Annotated in this window: 14 protein-coding genes; 10 read left to right on the forward strand and 4 right to left on the reverse strand. The window is 55.8% G+C overall.

From position 1 onward, the window contains the following. The first annotated feature begins 263 nt into the window (after positions 1–263). A complete protein-coding gene (locus QK300_RS08195; RefSeq protein ID WP_281301206.1) occupies positions 264–1244 on the forward strand; it encodes an NADPH:quinone oxidoreductase family protein in 981 nt (326 codons plus the stop codon). A 23-nt stretch (positions 1245–1267) separates the two neighbouring features. Here the strand turns inward: QK300_RS08195 and QK300_RS08200 are convergent, their stop codons facing one another. Continuing rightward, entirely contained in the window at positions 1268–2080 is an 813-nt protein-coding gene (locus QK300_RS08200; RefSeq protein ID WP_281301207.1) for a hypothetical protein, read from the reverse strand. Between the two features lie 180 nt (positions 2081–2260). Here QK300_RS08200 and QK300_RS08205 point away from each other — a divergent pair, with 180 nt between their 5' ends. Continuing rightward, positions 2261–3544 (forward strand): MFS transporter, encoded by a 1284-nt coding sequence (locus QK300_RS08205; protein ID WP_281301208.1) that lies wholly within the window; start codon positions 2261–2263, stop codon positions 3542–3544. Here the strand turns inward: QK300_RS08205 and QK300_RS08210 are convergent. After that, positions 3489–4562 carry a glycosyltransferase family 1 protein gene (locus QK300_RS08210; protein ID WP_281301209.1) on the reverse strand — a complete coding sequence of 358 codons (1074 nt, stop codon included), beginning with the start codon at positions 4560–4562 and terminating at the stop codon, positions 3489–3491. The two genes, QK300_RS08205 and QK300_RS08210, sit on opposite strands and share 56 nt — an antisense overlap. Next, entirely contained in the window at positions 4559–5551 is a 993-nt protein-coding gene (locus QK300_RS08215) for a UDP-2,3-diacylglucosamine diphosphatase (protein WP_281301210.1), read from the reverse strand. Before QK300_RS08215 ends, QK300_RS08210 begins: the two co-directional genes overlap by 4 nt. A 578-nt stretch (positions 5552–6129) precedes the next feature. Between QK300_RS08215 and QK300_RS08220 the strand changes: the two genes are divergently transcribed. After that, on the forward strand, positions 6130–8754 hold the full coding sequence (locus QK300_RS08220) for a TonB-dependent receptor (RefSeq protein WP_281301211.1): 2625 nt from the start codon (positions 6130–6132) through the stop codon (positions 8752–8754). 81 nt (positions 8755–8835) lie between these two features. Continuing rightward, positions 8836–10854 (forward strand): tetratricopeptide repeat-containing sulfotransferase family protein, encoded by a 2019-nt coding sequence (locus QK300_RS08225; RefSeq protein WP_281301212.1) that lies wholly within the window; start codon positions 8836–8838, stop codon positions 10852–10854. A gap of 14 nt (positions 10855–10868) precedes the next feature. Here QK300_RS08225 and QK300_RS08230 read toward each other — a convergent pair whose 3' ends face one another. Next, positions 10869–11174 (reverse strand): hypothetical protein, encoded by a 306-nt coding sequence (locus QK300_RS08230; protein WP_042087330.1) that lies wholly within the window; start codon positions 11172–11174, stop codon positions 10869–10871. Positions 11175–11381: 207 nt separating this feature from the next. Here QK300_RS08230 and QK300_RS08235 point away from each other — a divergent pair, with 207 nt between their 5' ends. Genes QK300_RS08235 through QK300_RS08260 form a run of 6 tightly spaced genes read left to right on the forward strand, consistent with a single transcriptional unit; the run spans position 11382 to position 17921 of the window. Further along, positions 11382–11879 carry a prepilin peptidase gene (locus QK300_RS08235; RefSeq protein ID WP_281301213.1) on the forward strand — a complete coding sequence of 166 codons (498 nt, stop codon included), beginning with the start codon at positions 11382–11384 and terminating at the stop codon, positions 11877–11879. Between the two features lie 3 nt (positions 11880–11882). After that, positions 11883–12776, forward strand: a complete 894-nt coding sequence (cpaB, locus tag QK300_RS08240) for a Flp pilus assembly protein CpaB (protein ID WP_281320836.1) — start codon at positions 11883–11885, stop codon at positions 12774–12776. Then, entirely contained in the window at positions 12773–14233 is a 1461-nt protein-coding gene (locus QK300_RS08245) for a type II and III secretion system protein family protein (RefSeq protein WP_281301215.1), read from the forward strand. The genes cpaB and QK300_RS08245 overlap by 4 nt, the downstream gene beginning before the upstream one ends. A gap of 17 nt (positions 14234–14250) precedes the next feature. Next, positions 14251–14979: a CpaD family pilus assembly lipoprotein gene (locus tag QK300_RS08250; RefSeq protein ID WP_281301216.1), complete on the forward strand. Its 729-nt coding sequence runs from the start codon at positions 14251–14253 to the stop codon at positions 14977–14979. Positions 14980–15000: 21 nt separating this feature from the next. Next, positions 15001–16230 carry a cellulose synthase operon protein YhjQ/BcsQ gene (locus QK300_RS08255; RefSeq protein ID WP_281301217.1) on the forward strand — a complete coding sequence of 410 codons (1230 nt, stop codon included), beginning with the start codon at positions 15001–15003 and terminating at the stop codon, positions 16228–16230. Then, positions 16227–17921, forward strand: a complete 1695-nt coding sequence (locus QK300_RS08260; protein ID WP_281301218.1) for a CpaF family protein — start codon at positions 16227–16229, stop codon at positions 17919–17921. The genes QK300_RS08255 and QK300_RS08260 overlap by 4 nt, the downstream gene beginning before the upstream one ends. Positions 17922–17958 lie beyond the last annotated feature (37 nt).

The raw sequence follows: 17958 nt of genomic DNA on the forward strand, positions 1-17958 counted from the left end.
AAGACGCTCCAACGTCTGAACACGAGTAGAATCAACACCGTGCATCATGTCCACAAATTTAAACCGGACAGCAGTGGGCTTGACCCGGGGTGACGTAAGAGGGGGCCCGGGGTGACGATATTTGTGGCCCGGGGCGACGTAAAAAAGGGAGCCGGGGCGAGGACAGAAAAACAACCTCGCACCCTGCCAGATTGGCGGCTTGTGGAAATGCGTTCATCCGCCTAGCCTTTCCAGCCCTAATAGAATTGCGATGGAGAATGGCAATGAAAGCGGCGCGCGTCCATGAAACCGGCGGTCTTGACAAGCTCATTGTCGAGACATGCGAAAGCCCCGCCCTTCTACCGGGCCATATCAAGCTGCGGGTGCGGGCCTGCGGGATCAATTTCGCCGATATTTTGCTGATCAAAGGGCTTTATCAGGAAAAGCCGCCGCTGCCCTTCATTCCGGGGGGAGAAATCGCCGGCGAGGTGATCGCCGTGGCTGATGATGTGACGGGCCTGAAGCCCGGTGATCGGGTGATGTCGATGATCGGCACGGGCGGTTTGGCCCAGGAAGCGGTGGTGCCTGCGGCCATGGCTCTGCCCATTCCGCCATCGGTGGGTTTTGACGTGGCGGCAGCTTTTTCGGTTGCTTATGGCACCAGCCATGTGGCGCTGGCGCATCGGGCAAAGCTTAAGGCCGGTGAAGTTTTGCTGGTGCATGGTGCAGCCGGCGGCGTGGGGCTGACCGCGGTTGAAATCGGTAAGCTGATGGGGGCCACCGTGATCGCCACGGCTTCCAGCGATGAAAAGCTTGCGGTGGCCCAATCGAAGGGCGCCGACCATCTGATCAATTATGAAACTGATGATCTGCGCGCCCGGGTGAAAGAAATCACCAAAGGCCGGGGGGCCGATGTGATCTATGATCCGGTGGGGGGCAAAGCGTTTGACGACAGCCTGCGGGCCATCAATTTTGAAGGGCGGATCATCGTGATCGGCTTTGCATCGGGGACCATTCCCCAAATCCCGGCCAATCTTTTGCTGGTGAAGAATATCTCGGTGGTGGGGCTTTATTGGGGCTCATATGCCAAAAAGCGGCCAGAGGTTTTGATGGGCTCGATGCAGCAGCTTCTGGCATGGCTGGCAGAAGGTAAGATCGCCCCGCATATTTCCCATCATGAGCCCTTGGATAGTGCCGTGCGCGCCTTACAGGCTTTGGATGAGCGGCGCTCCACCGGCAAGGTGGTGGTGACCATGGAGGATTGACCATAGGATAAGGGGCCCTGCCCCTAAAGCGGATAGGTGAAAACAAGCCCCGCACTTATAATAATGATCGATCCCGCGATCCATTCAAAAGCAAGGCGGGCGGCAGGCTTTGATTTTGCCGCCCATAAAGCAAGGGACGGCACGAAAAAGGCGAGAAAGCTGATCGCCACCGGCAAAGCCAGCATATCGCGTGAAAAAATCAGGGTGGCGGCCAGCGCGAAATAAAAACTGCCCGCAGCAAAGCTTGCGGAATAGGTCCAGCGCATCTGAAGCCGCCATAATGCAAGGCCGGTGCCCGCAATAGCAGCGCTAAGGCTAAGGGCATGAAGGCCGAGGCGGGTGCCATAAAGAAAGGCGACAACGCATAAAGCCGTGCTGGCAAAAAACAGAGCCCGACCCGCAGCCAACTGTGGCCCCATCAGCACGAGCCGACCAAAAATCAGAAAACCCGCCGCAATAAGCGAAGGATAGATCAGCCATATCCCCCCGCGCAAACGGCCGCCATATTCCTGCGGACCAATCAGCAAAACCGTGATCAAAGGGATGAGCAGGACGAAAAAACCACAGGCCAGCAGCCGAAAACGCGGGCGATCCGCAAAAAGCCCGATGCCAAGCCCGGCGATCCCCAGATAGGGGGTCAAGCCCATCCCCCCCACAGCGGGCCAGATGGGCAGGGTGCGGATCATCAAAAAGCCCATCCAAAAGGCAATGGCAAGGCCGATACCCGCCGGATGGGGCTTATCGCGCATGGGGGCAAAGGCGATGAAGGCAGCAGCGATGGCAGCGGGCAGAAAAAGTGCATCAAAAGCTGTTTTCGATAAAAGAAAAGCGATCACAAAAAAGGGCTTTCAGACTGAGGCGGGCTTTTTGCCCTATCGGCTATAGGGATGTTCAGCATGATCTATGGTTTTTACGCATCTATGCTGATAGAGCGCAATTGAAACCATGCCTGATCAATCAGCCTTGATCGACTTTTGTCAATCGGGCCTTCAAACCACAAGGAAAGAACGCGACCCATGCTGATCCGTTTGTTCATTGTTCTGGGTCCGGCTTATATCCTGTCGCAGTTTCTGCGCAATTCCATCGCCGTGCTCGGGCCGGAACTCTCGGCAAGCCTTGATGTGGGGTCGGCGGGTCTCGGCACCATGACCGGCGCTTTTTTTCTGGGCTTTGCCGCCATGCAATTGCCCGTGGGCATGGCCCTTGATCGCTTTGGACCGCGCCGGGTGATGGCCAGCTTCATGATCATCGTGGCGCTGGGCTGTGCGGTTTTTGCCATGGCGGATAATCTGTTCATGCTGATGGTGGGGCGGGTTCTGATGGGGGTGGGCTGCGCGCCCCTTTTGATGGGGGCAATGGTGATTTTCGCCCGGGCGTTCGAGCCGGATCGCTTTGCTTCCCTCACCTCATTGCAACTCGCCATTGGCAATAGCGGGATTTTGCTGGCGACCTCGCCTTTTGCGCTGTTGATCGAACAGATAGGCTGGCGGATCAGCCTGTTTGGCGCGGCCGCCCTCGCCTGTGGATTTGTGATCCTGATGCTTCTCGCCTTGCCGGAATCCTTGCGCGGGCGGCCTTTGTCATCGGGGCGGAGCGAGGGTTTGATCCAAAGCCTTCAAGGTGTGGGGCAGGTGCTGGCGGATCGGCGCTTATGGCCTTTGATGCCGCTTTTATTTTGCGGCTATGGCTCGGTGGTGAGCATCACGGCCCTGTGGGGCGGGCCTTATCTGGCCGATATCTATGGGCTTCAGGCGGTGGATCGCGGCAATGTACTTTTGTTGATGGCATCGGGATCGGTGATCGGGCCTTTGTGTTTTGGCCCTCTTGATCGCCGCTTCAACAGCCGCAAATGGATCGTGGTGCCCGGCTGCGGGATGGTGATGGCGATCTTCATGCTGCTGGCATTTTGGGGGCGACCGCCTTTATGGCTTTTGCCCGGCCTGTTCTTTCTGATCAGCGCCGGCACCGGCTATTTCAGCGTGGCCGTGGCCCATGCCCGATCCCTTTATTCCTATGAAACCATTGGCCGGGGCATGACGGTGAGCAACATGCTGGTGATGGGGGGTGTGGGTATTTTACAGCCCTTGAGCGGGCTGGTGGCGCGCTGGTTTCAGGGGGATACAGCCCCCCTCGATGAGATGGCGGCCTTGCCCGAAACTGCCTATCGTGCGGTTTTCGGCTTTTTGGGGGCGTGCTTGCTGCTCTCGCTTTTCAGCTATCTGCGCGCCCCCGATAGCAAACCCTTCAAGCCACAAGAACCGCCTGATCCGGCATTTCGGCCGGAACATAGAGATGGCTGAGAAATTGATGGGCTGAAGCCTGCCAGCTAAAGCCTTCGGCATAATGGCGGCAATCCTCGGGCCGGGCAGTGAGCGCCATCCGGATCGCCGTTGCCAGATCATCGTCAAGCCCGCCAACAAAGTCGTGATGATCGGGTTTCACCCCCCGCCCATCGGCGCCGATCACATCGAGCGGCCCCTCAACAGGGAAAGCCGCCACCGGCACGCCGGATGCCAAAGCTTCGAGCATTACCAGACCAAAAGTATCGGTGCGGCTGGGAAAAACAAAAACATCCGCCGCCGCATAAAGCCGGGCCAAAGCCTCGCCGCTGTGGCTGCCGGTAAAAATCGCGCGCGGATAGCGGGCCGAAAGGGCGGCGCGCGCCGGGCCATCCCCCACCACGATCTGGCTGCCGGGCAGATCAAGGCTCAAAAACGCTTCGATATTCTTCTCAACCGCTACCCGGCCAACGCATAAATGCAGGGGCCGAGGAAGATCTGCGGGCAAAAGATCATCGGGATAAGGCAAATCGGGGCGAAACAGAGCGGTATCAACCCCGCGCGACCAATGGCGGATATTGCCAAACCCCTTTGATCGAAGCTTTCTGGCCACAGTGGGGGTGGCCACCATGATGCCTGCCGATGGCGCATGAAAACGGCGCATCGCCCCATAAAGCCAGCGTTCGGGGATGGGCGAGCGTAAAGCGACATAATCGGGAAAATTGGTGTGCCAAGCGGTGGTAAAGGGCAGATCATGGCGCAAACACCAGCGCCGCGCCGCCCATCCGATGGGGCCTTCGGTGGCGATATGAAGGGCATTGGGGGCAAAATCAGAGATTATGGCCCCCATGCGACCGGGGCGGGCCAAAGCCAGCCGGATATCGGCATAGCTGGGGCAGGGAATGGTCAAAAACAGATCAGGGCTGATGATCAGCACCTGATGGCCCAGTTCTTCCAGCGCCTGTTTGGTCATCTGCAGGGTGCGGACAACGCCATTGATCTGGGGATGCCAGGCATCGGTGGCGATACAGATTTTCATGCCGCCACCTCGTGTTTTGCGGATTTTTTAGAAAAATAGGGTATGAGGCTCCGGCCGCCGGTGCGGGCTGAGATTTCATCGGCCCAACGCAGAATTTCCAATCGCCCATCGCCATGCTCCACAAGGGCCGTGCAGCTTTCCACCCAATCGCCATCATTGCAATAAAGCACATCGCCGATCATGCGGGTTTCAGCATGGTGGATATGGCCGCAGATCACCCCATCCACCGCGCGATGCGCCGCCTGTTTGGCAACGGTTTCCTCAAAGCGCGACATGAAGGCAACGGCGTGTTTGGTTTTGTATTTCAAAAAGGCCGAAAGCGACCAATAAGAATAACCGAAAAGCCGCCGCAGATGATTGAAGCTGGTATTCAGCCGCAATAAAAGGCCATAGGCATGATCGCCCAGATGCGCCAGCCATTTATGATACAGCACAATGGCATCAAAAGCATCGCCATGCAAAACCCAGAAGGTGCGGCCATCCGCAGTTTGATGCATCGCTTCCTTCATGATCTTTACACCCGCGAAATCCAGATCGATATAATCGCGCAAAGCTTCATCATGATTACCGGGGATATAAATGACTTCGGTCCCTTTTTCGGCGAATTTCAGGATTTTACGCAGAACCGCATGATGCTGATCATCCCAATACCAGCTTTTTTTCAATTGCCATCCATCGATGATATCACCCACCAGATAAAGCTTTTCGCAATCCACATGGCGCAGAAAATCGATCAGATAATCCGCGCGGCAGCCACGAGTTCCCAGATGAATATCGGAAATGAAGATACTGCGATAATGCCGCTTTTCCGATTTTTTGGGCTTTTTCGGCTTCCCGGCCTTTTGCCCCTGATCAGAATATTGTGCTGCGAGATGGGCGGGGTCAGCCACTTTGGGGGAAGATTGGGAGGATGGGGACGTTTTTGATCGTGGCAAAGTGAGAAGCGACATCAAAGGAAGCGTGAGGCCCGGTTTGAAGCTTTGGCTCATATCCCAGATCCTGTGCAATGGGTTGCCGGGAGAAACAATCTGTCGATACCCTAACTAAAGATGGGGGGTTAAAGTTTTATGGCGGCCAGATGAGGGAAATATAACAGGCTTCAAAAGCGCTTAGCCCATATGACCAAGCTAGGACACGGGTGAGACACGCGCCTGTCACGGGGACTTGTGCGAAAAGTGAGGCGATTGAGGTTGAATTTTTCCAGAATGTGCTTAATTCTTGAGATGTGGAACAGGTTTCCCCCCTTTCCACCGCCCTCCGTGGGCGTTTCCTCCCTGAACTTGGGCCGTGGCAATCGCCATGGCCCCTTTTTTTTGCCCCCATTTCACCCCCCTATACATGGCCGCGACTTTGGCGCGCGCGGGTGGCCCATGATAGCATCCAGTATATACCCCAAATATCATTCAATAAATAATCCATCTATAATAAGCATTACATATTTTTTATTGTGTAATAAGTGATCTCAAAAAAGTTATAATCAATATAGTTATATTAAAAAAAACCGTGCAATATTTTCTATCTGTGTATATGAAATGCGTTCAATTTTTATCAAAAGAGGAAAAAGCAAATGATTTCTCGTCATAGCAAATTGAATCTTGCGATTCTGTCAACGCTGACTGCTACATTTGGCAGCACGCATGCTTATGCACAAATCGAAGAGATCATTGTTACTGCAACGAAACGAGCTAAAAGCAGCCAAGACATTCCTGTCTCTGTGATGGCGCTCAATGGCGGTGATCTCGATCGGTTAAATGTGGATAATTTCACGGATTATCTGAGAGAACTGCCCGGGGTAACGGCGGGCGGCAGCGGTCCGGGGCAAAGCACCATTTATATCCGGGGCCTGGCCTCAACCACGCCGAATCTCACCACCGCAGGCGTTGCGGGTCTCGCCCCCAATGTTGCTTTTTATCTCGATGAGCAGCCTTTGTCGCAACCGGGGCGCAATCTGGATGTTTATGCCGTTGATATGGAGCGGATCGAGGTATTGCCCGGGCCGCAGGGCACTTTGTTTGGGGCCAGTTCCCAAGCCGGGACCATTCGCCTGATCACCAACAAGCCGGTTTTGAACGAATTTCAGGTCAAGGCAAATTTCGGCGTCTCTTTCACCAAGGGCGGCGAGATGAGCAATAAGGCGGAAGGGGTGATCAATATTCCGCTGATCGATGACACATTAGCGGTCCGCGCTGTGTTCTATAATGATGATCAGGGCGGCTATATCGATAATGTGGCGGGAACACGCGATGCATCGGAATCGGCGCGTTTCCGGCCCGAAGGTACGATGCGCGCGAATGGCGTGCCGGTTTCTGCCAATCGGGCGGGTTTTCAATCCACCGATGATCTGTCCAATGTCACCTTTCTAAAAGCCGATAATGCTGGATTGGTGGAAAAAGATTTCAACGACACGACCTATAAAGGCTTTCGCTTCAGTACCTATTGGGCCATCAATGCCGATTGGTCACTGACGGTGGGGCATATGCGTCAAAGCCTTGAAAGCGATGGCGTTTTTTTTGATGATCCCGAATTGGGCAATATGGAAATCCAGCGTTTTGAAGAAGATGAGCTGGAAGATGATTTTCACAATACCTCATGGACGCTGGAAGGCCGTCTGGGGATGCTTGATCTCGTTTATACCGGCGCCTATACGGATCGGGAAACCGATCAGCGGGTGGATTATTCCGATTATCTGTTCGCCGGGCAGTATCTGCCCTATTATATCTGCGATAGCTCGGTCACCTATCCCGGCGCTGCGGGGCCGGTGGGCACCTGCCAGCCGCCCAATCTTTTTGTGAATTCGGCGACTGATACCGAGGTACAAACCCATGAATTGCGCTTTACCACACCCGATATTCATCGGGTTTATGCAACATTTGGCGGCTTTTACAGCGACCTGACGATCAAGGAACGCAATGATTTCCATTATCCGGGATCCTTGCAGGCCGATATTTTCGGCTCACCGGGCTTTTTCCCCAATTTCCCCTTCACCACGGGCTTTACCTCCGATCCTGGCCCCTTTCCGGCGGGGGTGATTTTCCGCAATGATATCAAGCGCACAGATCAGCAATTCGGTCTGTTTGGCGAAGCCACATTCGTTGCCATTCCCGATACTTTGGAAGTGATTTTGGGGGCACGCTATTATGATATCGAAGTGGATATGGAGGGCAGCGCCAACGGCTCCTTCTGCAATAGCTTCCAGCCCGATATCAATGCCTTTGGCACGGATATCAGCGATGTTTTCAATGGCGATGATCAATTCACCTTTCGGGGAAGCTGCAATACCGATCTTTTGCAAACTTTTACCAAGGGCCAAAGCCTTGACGAGATCATGGCCGCAGGCTTGAGCGAAGCCCAGGCCAATCAGGTGCTTAATACTTTGGAAAATGCCCCGGATAAGGCCAAAACCGATGGCGTGATCTTCAAGGCCACCATCAATTGGACCCCAACACAGAATGTTTTGCTTTATGCCACCTTTTCTGAAGGCTTCCGCCCCGGTTTGCTGAACAGGCCCGGCGGCGCGCAGGGGCCGGGGAATTTCACGGTACCGTTCGCCCTCGATACCGATGAAGTGACCAATTATGAAATCGGCTGGAAGCTCGATCTGTTCAATAACGCCGTCCGCTTCAATGGGAATGCCTTTTATGTGGATGTGGAAAATCTGCAAACCACGATTTTCGATCCATCCATTACCAATCTGTTCTTTTCAGATAATGCCGCAAATGCTGAAATCTATGGGATGGAGGGGACTATATCATGGTTCCCCATGGCGGTTCCGGGCTTATCCTTTAGCGGCGCCTTTTCGCTTCTCGATACCAAAATCACCAAGGTGCTCACCCCCACCGATGATGTGCAAAAAGGCGATGATCTGGCTTTTGCGCCCACATTCCAGGGCAATTTGCGGGCCCGCTATGAATGGGATGCCTTTGGTGATTACCGGGCGCATGTGATGCCGCAACTGGTCTATTCGGGGAAGTCTTTCAGCGATATCATCACGATCAATCGGGCCGAAATCGATAATAGCGCGACTTTGGCGCTGGCCGCCGGGCTCACTTCGGCGCAATGGTCTTTTGAGGTTTTTGGTGAGAATCTGACCAATGCCCGGGCCGAACAGGCGAATAATTTTGTTTTTGATCGGCAAAGAACCACCCCCAGCAGACCTTTGACCATCGGCTTTCGCGTTGGCTTTCAGATGTAAGTCTTTGACGATGTGAAGTGATCAGCCTTATCGTGCCGTCCCGTTCGCGGGGCGGCATTTTGCTGAAAAAGGGATGGTATCATGCCAAAAATCGATGCGAAAAGCCAAATAGACGATCAGGCCCAACAGGATTTGCAATCCGCCAAAAGCCTGATGAAGGCGGGACAGTTTCCGACTGCCCTTCAGGAATTGGATGATCTTCTGGCCAAAATTCCCGATCATCCCGATGGTCTTTACATGGCGGCGGTGTGCCTGCGCTATCTGGGGCGCAGTGATGAAGCCGCCCATAAGCTGGTGCGGCTGAAAGAAGTGGCCCCCGATTTTGCCCGGGCTTTTCAGGAAGAAGGGCATCTTTTGCGGACGGTGCAGCGGCCCGAAGAGGCGCTAAAGGCTTATGAGCGGGCCTGTCGGCTCAATCCGGCGCTGATCGCAAGCTGGAAGGCCCAGGCCGATCTTTTCGAGCAGCTCGGCCGATTGGGGCCGGCCCGTCAGGCACGGGGACAGGCGCAAAAGCTGATGGCCTTGCCAAAAGACCTGCTGGATGCCAGCCTGTTGCTGCATGAAGGAAAGCCCCTGAAAGCTGAAGTTTTGTGCCGGGCTTTTTTGCAATCCCACCCCCATCATATTGATGCCATGCGGCTTTTGGCGGCCATCGGCGTGCGCATGGGGGTTTTGGAAGATGCCGATTTTCTTTTAGAAAGCGCTTTGGTTTTCGCCCCCGATCAGATCGATATCAGGCTTGATTATATCGAAGTGCTGCGCAAGCGGCAAAAATATGCAGCCGCCCGGGATCAGGCTCGGCTGCTTTATGATAAAGACCCGAATAATCCGGTTTTTCTATCCCATTATGCCATCGAATCCCTCCAGCTTGGCGATTATGATCTGGCTCTTGATCTTTTTGATCGGGTATTGGCGATCCTGCCCGATGATCCCGCCACCCTCACCTCTCGCGGCCATGCCTTGAAAACCCGGGGGGATCGCGATGCTGCCATCACATCCTATCGCGCCGCTTTTGCTGCCCGCCCTGATCATGCCGAAGCGTATTATGCCCTGGCCAATCTCAAAACCTATCGCTTTTCCGATGCTGAGATAGCGCAGATGAAGGCGCAGGAACAATCGGCCTGGATTGGCCCCCAGGAGCGGATTTATTTCTGCTTTGCGCTGGGCAAGGCTTATGAAGACCGGGGCGATTATGAAACCGCCTTTCGTTATTATGCCCGGGGGAATGATCTGAAATCCCGCCAGATATCCTATCGCAGCGATCAGATGGAAGCCGAATTAAAGGTGCAGGCCGACATCTGCACCCCCCAATTGATGCAGCATCAGGCCGATAAGGGCCATATGGCACCAGATCCGATCTTTATCCTCGGCTTGCCGCGCGCGGGCTCAACGCTTGTAGAGCAGATACTGGCCTCGCATTCTCTGGTTGATGGCACCTTGGAATTGCCCAATATCCTTGCTTTGGCGCATCGCCTGCGGGGGCGAACATCAGGCCGCGCAGCATCGCGCTATCCGGCCATATTGCAAGAATTAAGCGCGGAAAAGCTCGAAGACTTAGGCCGCGATTATATCGAGAATACGAGAATACATCGCCAGAATGCCCCCTTTTTCACCGATAAGATGCCCAATAATTTCCGCCATATCGGGCTTATTCATCTGATTTTGCCCCGTGCCAAGATCATCGATGCCCGGCGTCATCCCATGGCCTGCTGTTTTTCGGGCTATAAGCAGCTCTTTGCCGAAGGTCAGGAATTTACCTACAGGCTTGAGGATATGGGCCGCTATTATCGCGCCTATGTCGAGATGATGGACCATTGGGATCGGGTTTTGCCGGGCCGGATTTTTCGTATCCATCATGAAAAGCTGGTAACCGATACCGAACATACGGTGCGTGCGCTTCTCGATTTCTGCGGCTTGCCCTTTGAAGAGGCGTGCCTTCAGTTCCATCAAAACAAGCGATCCGTGCGCACCGCAAGCTCAGAACAGGTGCGCCAACCGATCAGCGCCGAAGGGCTGGCCCAATGGCGGCATTTCGAGCCCTGGCTCAGCCCCCTGAAACAGGCTTTGGGCCCGGCGCTGTCTTCATATCCCGAATTTTGAGTTGAGCCAAAGCTTTACATCCACAGCTTCAGGATCAGGGTATTATTCTTGGTGGCCAGCGCTTTTCTTGCCTTGCGCGCCACCGGCACGCCAATGGATTTGGCATGGCGGATCAGTGCAGCCGTCACCTCGCCCGCCGAAAAGCGTTCTTCTTCATCGGGGCCAAAGCGCACATGCACCTCGATTTCAGGATCGTTCAAAATCCGCAAAGCCGTGGGCTGGGCTGGCGGCAATTCAGGGCTTTGGCTGGTGGCATGGGCATGGATCGCCTGAGCCAGTTCGGCCAATGAAAAGCCGATTTCACGATATTCCGTAGGCATTGAGCGGTTCCGCCGGTGATTGGTTCAAATTTACATTAAAGTCTAATCTATTAAGGGGAATTTACCAGCCATTGAAAAGACGTGATTGCGCTTTTTTCCGGTTGATCATCTGGCACCGCAGGTTCGTGTTAAATCCCCCATGCACACCAAACATTAACTTATTTTTTCTACGACTATACTCAACGCACATAAGATAAATCGGGCAAAATGCTTATATTTTTAAATATAATTTTAATTATCTTGTTGGTCTGGGCCGCGATCAGCGATCTGCGGGCGCGGATCATTCCCAATGCTATCCCTTTGCTGGCCATTGTTCTTTTCCCCCTTGGCGCTCTTTTGGGTTTGGTTCCGGCATGGCCGATGCACCTGCTGATCTTTGCGCTAAGCTTTGCCTTGGCGGTGGCTTTGTTTGCTTTTGGCATCATGGGCGGCGGCGATGCCAAGCTGATTCCCGCCATGGCTTTGTGGGCGGGGCCATCGGGTCTGTCTTTATTTGTGCTGATCATGGCGCTGTCCGGGGGGATTTTGGCGCTGATCATGATCATCCGCCAGAAAAACCGAAATAATTCCGATTCCTCCCCCGATTCTTTCCCCGATTCCTCCCTGGAAGGCGTGCCCTATGGGGTGGCCATCGCCTGTGGCGGCATCGCTTTTTTGCTGCCCCCCTTCCTTGCCTTTCTGCACGCAACACCGAGCGGAGTTTAAATGATGCCCATCAGATCCATCCTTCTTGTGATCGCTGCTTTGGCCATGGCCGGCATCACCGCCCTTGTCGCCCGCTCGATGCTGGGCTCTTCGCCGCAGGAAGCCCCACAAGTTCAGGCTGAAAAAGCCCCCACAAGCCTGAAGCTTCTGGTGGCTAAAACCGCATTGCCCATCGGCACCATCATCAAGCGCGACCAATTACGCTGGCAGGCCTGGCCCGATGAAGGGCTGCATGATGGCTATCTGGCCGAAGGCAAGGTGAACCCTGATGAATTTACCGGCCATGTGGTGCGCACCGCCCTTTTGGCGGGCGAACCGATGACCCGCGCCCATCTGGTGGCCCCCGGTGCCCAGGGCTTTTTGGCCGCCGCCCTTACCCCCGGGATGCGCGCCATCACCCTATCCATCAATCAGGTGAGCGGGGTTTCGGGTTTTGTTTTCCCCGGTGATCGGGTGGATCTGATCCTGAACCATCAGGTGGCCGATAGCGAAGGCAAGATGCGCCATGCCAGCGAAACGGTGGTGGAAAATCTGCGGATATTGGCCATCGACACCCGAACCAATAGCGCGCCAACAGATGCGAATGGCGTGCAAACCCCGCAAATCGGCAAAACGGCGACGGTAGAGGTGACCCCCAAAATCGCAGAAAAAGTGGCGATTTTGAGCAATCTGGGCGAACTCACTTTAAGCCTGCGCAGCCTGGCCGGGCAGGATGGGGCCACCGCCTCGAACAAAGCGGGTGAAGGAGCCGGTATGGCCAAAAATTCCTATAGCTGGGATGCCGATGTCAGCAGCCTTTTGCCGCCGGTAGACCCCAATCAAAACAAAAACAGCGTGAAATTGAGCCGTGGCAGCGAGATTTCCGTCCTCGAATTCCCAAGGGAGCCAGGCCAATGATCCGCAACAGGCTAAAAATCCGGCGATCGCAGGCCACCGCCTTTCATATCCTTTTGCTGGCCCTGATGACGAACATGATGGCGATGATGATCGGTTCGGGCGCGGCATCGGCGGCGGACAGTGTTACCCGTCTTGATACCAATGGCGATGTGCTGGCTTTGGAAACCAATAAAGGCGTGCTTTTGCGGCTGGATCGCCCGGCCACAGATATTTTCATCACCAATCCCGGGATCGCCGATGTGCAGGTGAAATCGCCCCGGCTGATTTATGTGTTCGGGGTCTCGCCCGGTGAAACCACCCTTTATGCCTTGGGCGATGATGAGCGGCCGATTTATAGCACCACCTTGCAGGTGACCACCAATCTCGCCCAGCTCGATCATCTTTATGAGCAGCTTTTGCCCGATTCATCGATCCAGGTGCAGATGGTCAATGGCATGGGGCTTTTGAAAGGCGTGGCCCCCAATGCCGCCGCCGCCGAAGCCGCCGAACGCTATGCCAAATCCTTTCTGGGGATGGATGTGGTCAATCAGATCAGCGTGGTGCAGCCTACACAGGTGAACCTGCGGGTGAAATTTGCCGAAGTCGGCCGCTCCACCCTCAAACAATTGGGGGTGAATTGGGAATCGCTTTTTGATATCGGCGATGCCACCATCGGCCTGTTTACCGGCCGCAATTTCACCCAGACCATTGTCGATCCCGTCACCGGCCTGCCGGGCACCCAGTTCATTGGCGATGGCAGTTCCGACAGCCTGCTGTTTCAGGGCAGCACCAGCAATGTGCAATTGAATGCGGTGCTGGATGCGCTGGAAACTGAAGGGCTGATTTCGGTGCTGGCGGAACCCAATCTCACCGCCGTGACCGGGCAAACCGCCACTTTTTTGGCGGGCGGAGAGTTTCCGGTTCCGATCCCCGATGAAGATGGCATTGCCATTGAATTTCGCGAATTCGGGGTAAGGCTCGCCTTTACCCCCTTTGTGGAATCCAACGAAAAAATCACCTTGCGGGTGGCGCCTGAGGTGAGCGAATTGAGCAATAACGGGGCGATCAATATTTCCGGCATTTCGGTCCCCGCCCTTTCCACCCGCAAAGTGGAAACCACCGTGGAACTGGGCAGCGGACAAAGCTTCGCGATTGCCGGATTGATGCAGAACAACCTGTCGCAGGATGTGCGCAAATTCCCCGGCCTTGGCGATATTCCCATTCTGGGCGCGCTGTTTCGATCCGATGCCTTTCGCCAGCGGGAAACCGAACTGGTGGTGATCGTCACCCCTTATCTGGTGAAGCCCACCGATGCCCGGCGGCTGGCCCTGCCCATGGATGGGGAAACCCTGCCCACCGATATCGAACGCTATCTGCACAATGATATGATCAGCTATGCCCCGCGCAAGGCTGATGCCCCCGGCGCGGGCCGCGAAGGCCCCAGCCTTGTGGGGCGCGCCGGATTTCGGCTGAAATAAGGATAAGGACAGGCATCATGACCAAGGCAGTTCACCCCTTTGCACCCCGCACCCCCCGCGCGCCCCTATGGCGGGGGATCGGGCTGGCCTTTTGTGTAGGGGCTTTGGCCGCCTGCCAATCCTCATTGCCCGCCGCCTATGACGGGCTGGAGCAGGAAGCCCGCAATGAAGTGCAGATGGTGCGTTTGGCCCACAGGATCGATCCATCATCAAGCCAATCAGCCCAATCCGGCGATGACAGCGGCCTTGATGATGCCCAGAAATCTTCGATCATCCGCTTTCTGGCCGAAATGGATGCGGGCTATGGGGATCATATCAGCTTAGTGGCGGGGGATGGCTTTTCCCCCAAGGCCGGCGAGGATCTGCGCCGCATCCTGCGCGCCCATGGCCTGCAGCAGGAAAGCGCACCGGCCAGCATCGGCGAAGTGCCCAAAAGCCGGGGTGCCCTTCTCGTGCTGGATCGTTATATCGTTACCGCCCCCCAATGCCCCAATTCGGTTTTGCAATTGGCGCGCAATTATACCAATGCGCCCTCACCGCAATTTGGCTGCGCCAATGTGATCAATCTGGGGCAGATGGTGGCCGATCCGCGCGATCTGCTCACCGGCAATGGATCGGGCCAAACATCCACCGGCAAAGCGATCCAAAGCCTGAAGGCATGGCGGGATGAAGTGCCGATCATATTGGTGCCCCAGGGTGTCAATCAGGGCGGCGGCACTGGCTTTGGCAGCGGCGGCGGATTTTAAGACATCGCGGGAGAGATCATCATGGCTTCAGCAGCCGAACGCCTCGATCACGGCATGGAAAAACGGGAAGCCTTTGGCGCTTATCTGTGCGATCAGGAAACCATCCAGATTCTGGAGCCTATCGCCCTTGAACAAGGCTGGCTGCCCGAACGCATCCACAAGGGCGGCATCGCTAACGCCGTGCGCTCATTATCGGTGATGCGGTCGCCGGAATTTCTGGTGGTGGATCTATCGCAATCCGATGATCCACTGGCCGATATCGGGGCGCTGGCCGATGTGTGCGAGCCGGGCACGCTGGTTCTGGCCGTGGGTAGCCGCAATGATGTGCAGCTTTACCGCGATCTTTTGGCTTCGGGCATTCATGATTATCTGCTGAAACCGATCAATGGCGATGATCTGCGCGCCACCATTGCCATGGCCTTAAGCGTCCGCGCCGAACCGGATGTGCCCGCAAGCCAGCCTTTGACCAAAAAAAGCGTGGCGGTGATCGGGGTGCGCGGCGGCGTGGGGGCCAGCGGGCTTGCATCGGGTCTGGCGTGGATTTTAGCTGATGATTTTTCCATCGATGTGGGCCTGCTCGATCTTGATCTCAATTTCGGCACCAATGCCCTTGTGTTCGATCTGGAGCCGGGGCGGGGCTTGAGCGATGCGTTGGAAAATCCCAATCGGGTGGATTCTTTATTCATCGAACGCGCCATGCTCAAGGTGAGCGATCATCTCTCGGTGCTGGGGTCGGAAGCCCCCTTGGGCGATCCGGTGGCCCCCGATTCGGCAGCCCTGATGCATTTACAGGAATCGCTGGGCGAGCATTTTGATCTGGTGTTGATCGATCTGCCGCGCAGCATGGCCAGCAGCTATCCCGGCCTTTTGAGCACGATCTCAGATGTTGTTCTGGTGACCGAACTCAGTTTGGCCGCCACCCGCGATACGATCCGCATGATGGGGCTTTTGAAACATCATGCGCCCCAGGCCCGGGTTCATCTGGTGGCGAATAAAGTGCCGCCTTTGGCGCAGCAGGAAGTCTCGCAAAAGGATTTTGAATCATCCGTGGAACATGGGATCGATCTGCTCATCCCCGCCGATCCCAAAAGCATGCTGGCCGCAGCAAAACAGGGAAAGCCCCTGCCCCAGGCCCTGCCCTCCTCAAAGCCGGTGCAGATGATGCGCAATCTGGCGCAGATTTTGGCCGGAGATGAAGCGCAGGCGGAAAGCAAATCCTTCTGGTCGAAATTGATCCGTAAAGCCCCATGAAACAAAGCACCCCCTTCGCACGCCGGCATCTATCCGCCCGCAAAAGCCTGTCATCGGGCTTTGGCCGGGCGAATGGTGAACCCGTCGATGCCGATAGCGCCGCCTTAGCCGCCATCAACAGGCCCGCCGATCCGGCATCCGCTTCATCATCAGGCGCAGGCGGGGGTGAAAGCCCTTCATTGGATGATTTGAGCGATGTGCTTCTGGTGCGCATCAAAAGCCATTTCACCCCCGAAGAGGTGCGCATGTCATCGCGGGTGGATCTGGCCCAGAATGTCGAGACCTATGTGCGCGAAAGCAGCCAGGAACTGGGGCTTCTAATCGATGATGCGGATGTCCGCGATCTGGGCACCTTTTTGCTCAATGAATTGATCCTGTCGGCTGGCAATACCGATGATCCGCTGGATGGCAAGGCCCCGAAATCGGCCAAAACCGATACCGTTCTTCATGCCAAAGAAATGGTTCAGCCCCTGTTGATGGAGCATATCGATCCCCAGGCCGCCAGCGAATTGCCGCGCGCCGAACTGGCCGATCAGGTGGGCGATGTGGTGGGGGAATTGCTGGTTCAGGAAAAGATCAATCTGAATCTGCGGGAACAGCGCGATCTGGTGACTTTGCTGCTGAATGACATGCTGGGATTGGGGCCGCTGGAACCCCTGCTTGCCGATGATGAGGTGAGCGATATCATGGTGAACGGCCCCCAGCAGGTTTATATCGAGCGCAAGGGCAAGCTGGAACTGACCGATGTCACCTTCCGCGATAATCGCCATCTGCTCAATATCGCCCAAAGAATCGTTACCGCCGTGGGCCGCCGGGTGGATGAAACCTCACCCATCTGCGATGCCCGCCTGATGGATGGCAGCCGGGTGAATGTGATCATTCCGCCGCTGGCCATCGATGGGGCCTCGATCTCGATCCGGAAATTCGCCAAACAGAAAATCACCCTCGATACCATGCTCAATTTTGGCAGCCTTTCGCCCAAAGTGGCGCAGGTTTTGAAAATCGCCGGGGCCTGCCGCCTCAATATCCTGATTTCAGGCGGCACCGGATCGGGGAAAACCACCATGCTGAACGCCGTATCACAATTGATCGATCGCGGCGAACGGGTGGTGACCATCGAAGATGCCGCCGAATTGCAGATGCAGCAGCCCCATGTGGTGCGCCTTGAAACCCGCCCGGCCAATCTGGAAGGCAAAGGCGAAATCAATATGCGCGATCTGGTGAAAAATGCCCTGCGGATGCGCCCGGATCGCATTATCTTGGGCGAAATCCGGGGGGGCGAGGCCATCGACATGCTCCAGGCGATGAACACCGGCCATGATGGCTCGATGGGCACGATCCACGCCAATCGCCCCCGCGAAGCCCTCACCCGCCTTGAAAACATGGTCAATATGGCCGGGCTCAATCTGCCCACCAAAGCCATTCGCGAACAGATCGCCGCCGCCCTCGATCTGATCATTCAGGTCAGCCGGATGCGCGATGGTGGCCGCCGCACGGTTTATGTGACCGAGGTGGTGGGGATGGAAGGCGATGTGATCACAACGCAAGATCTCTATCGCTTTGAATGGACGGGTCAGGATGAGCAGGGCAAGCTGCAAGGCGATTGGGTGTCATCGGGCGTTCGCCCCCATTTCATGGCTCGGGCGGAATATTTCGGGCTGGGCCGGGCTTTGATGCAGGCGATGAGCTGATGCCCATGATGAGCATGACAGCACAGGAAAGGGGCAA

The organism is Iodidimonas sp. MBR-22, assembly GCF_029946565.1.
GTDB lineage: Bacteria > Pseudomonadota > Alphaproteobacteria > Sphingomonadales > Rhodothalassiaceae > Iodidimonas > Iodidimonas nitroreducens.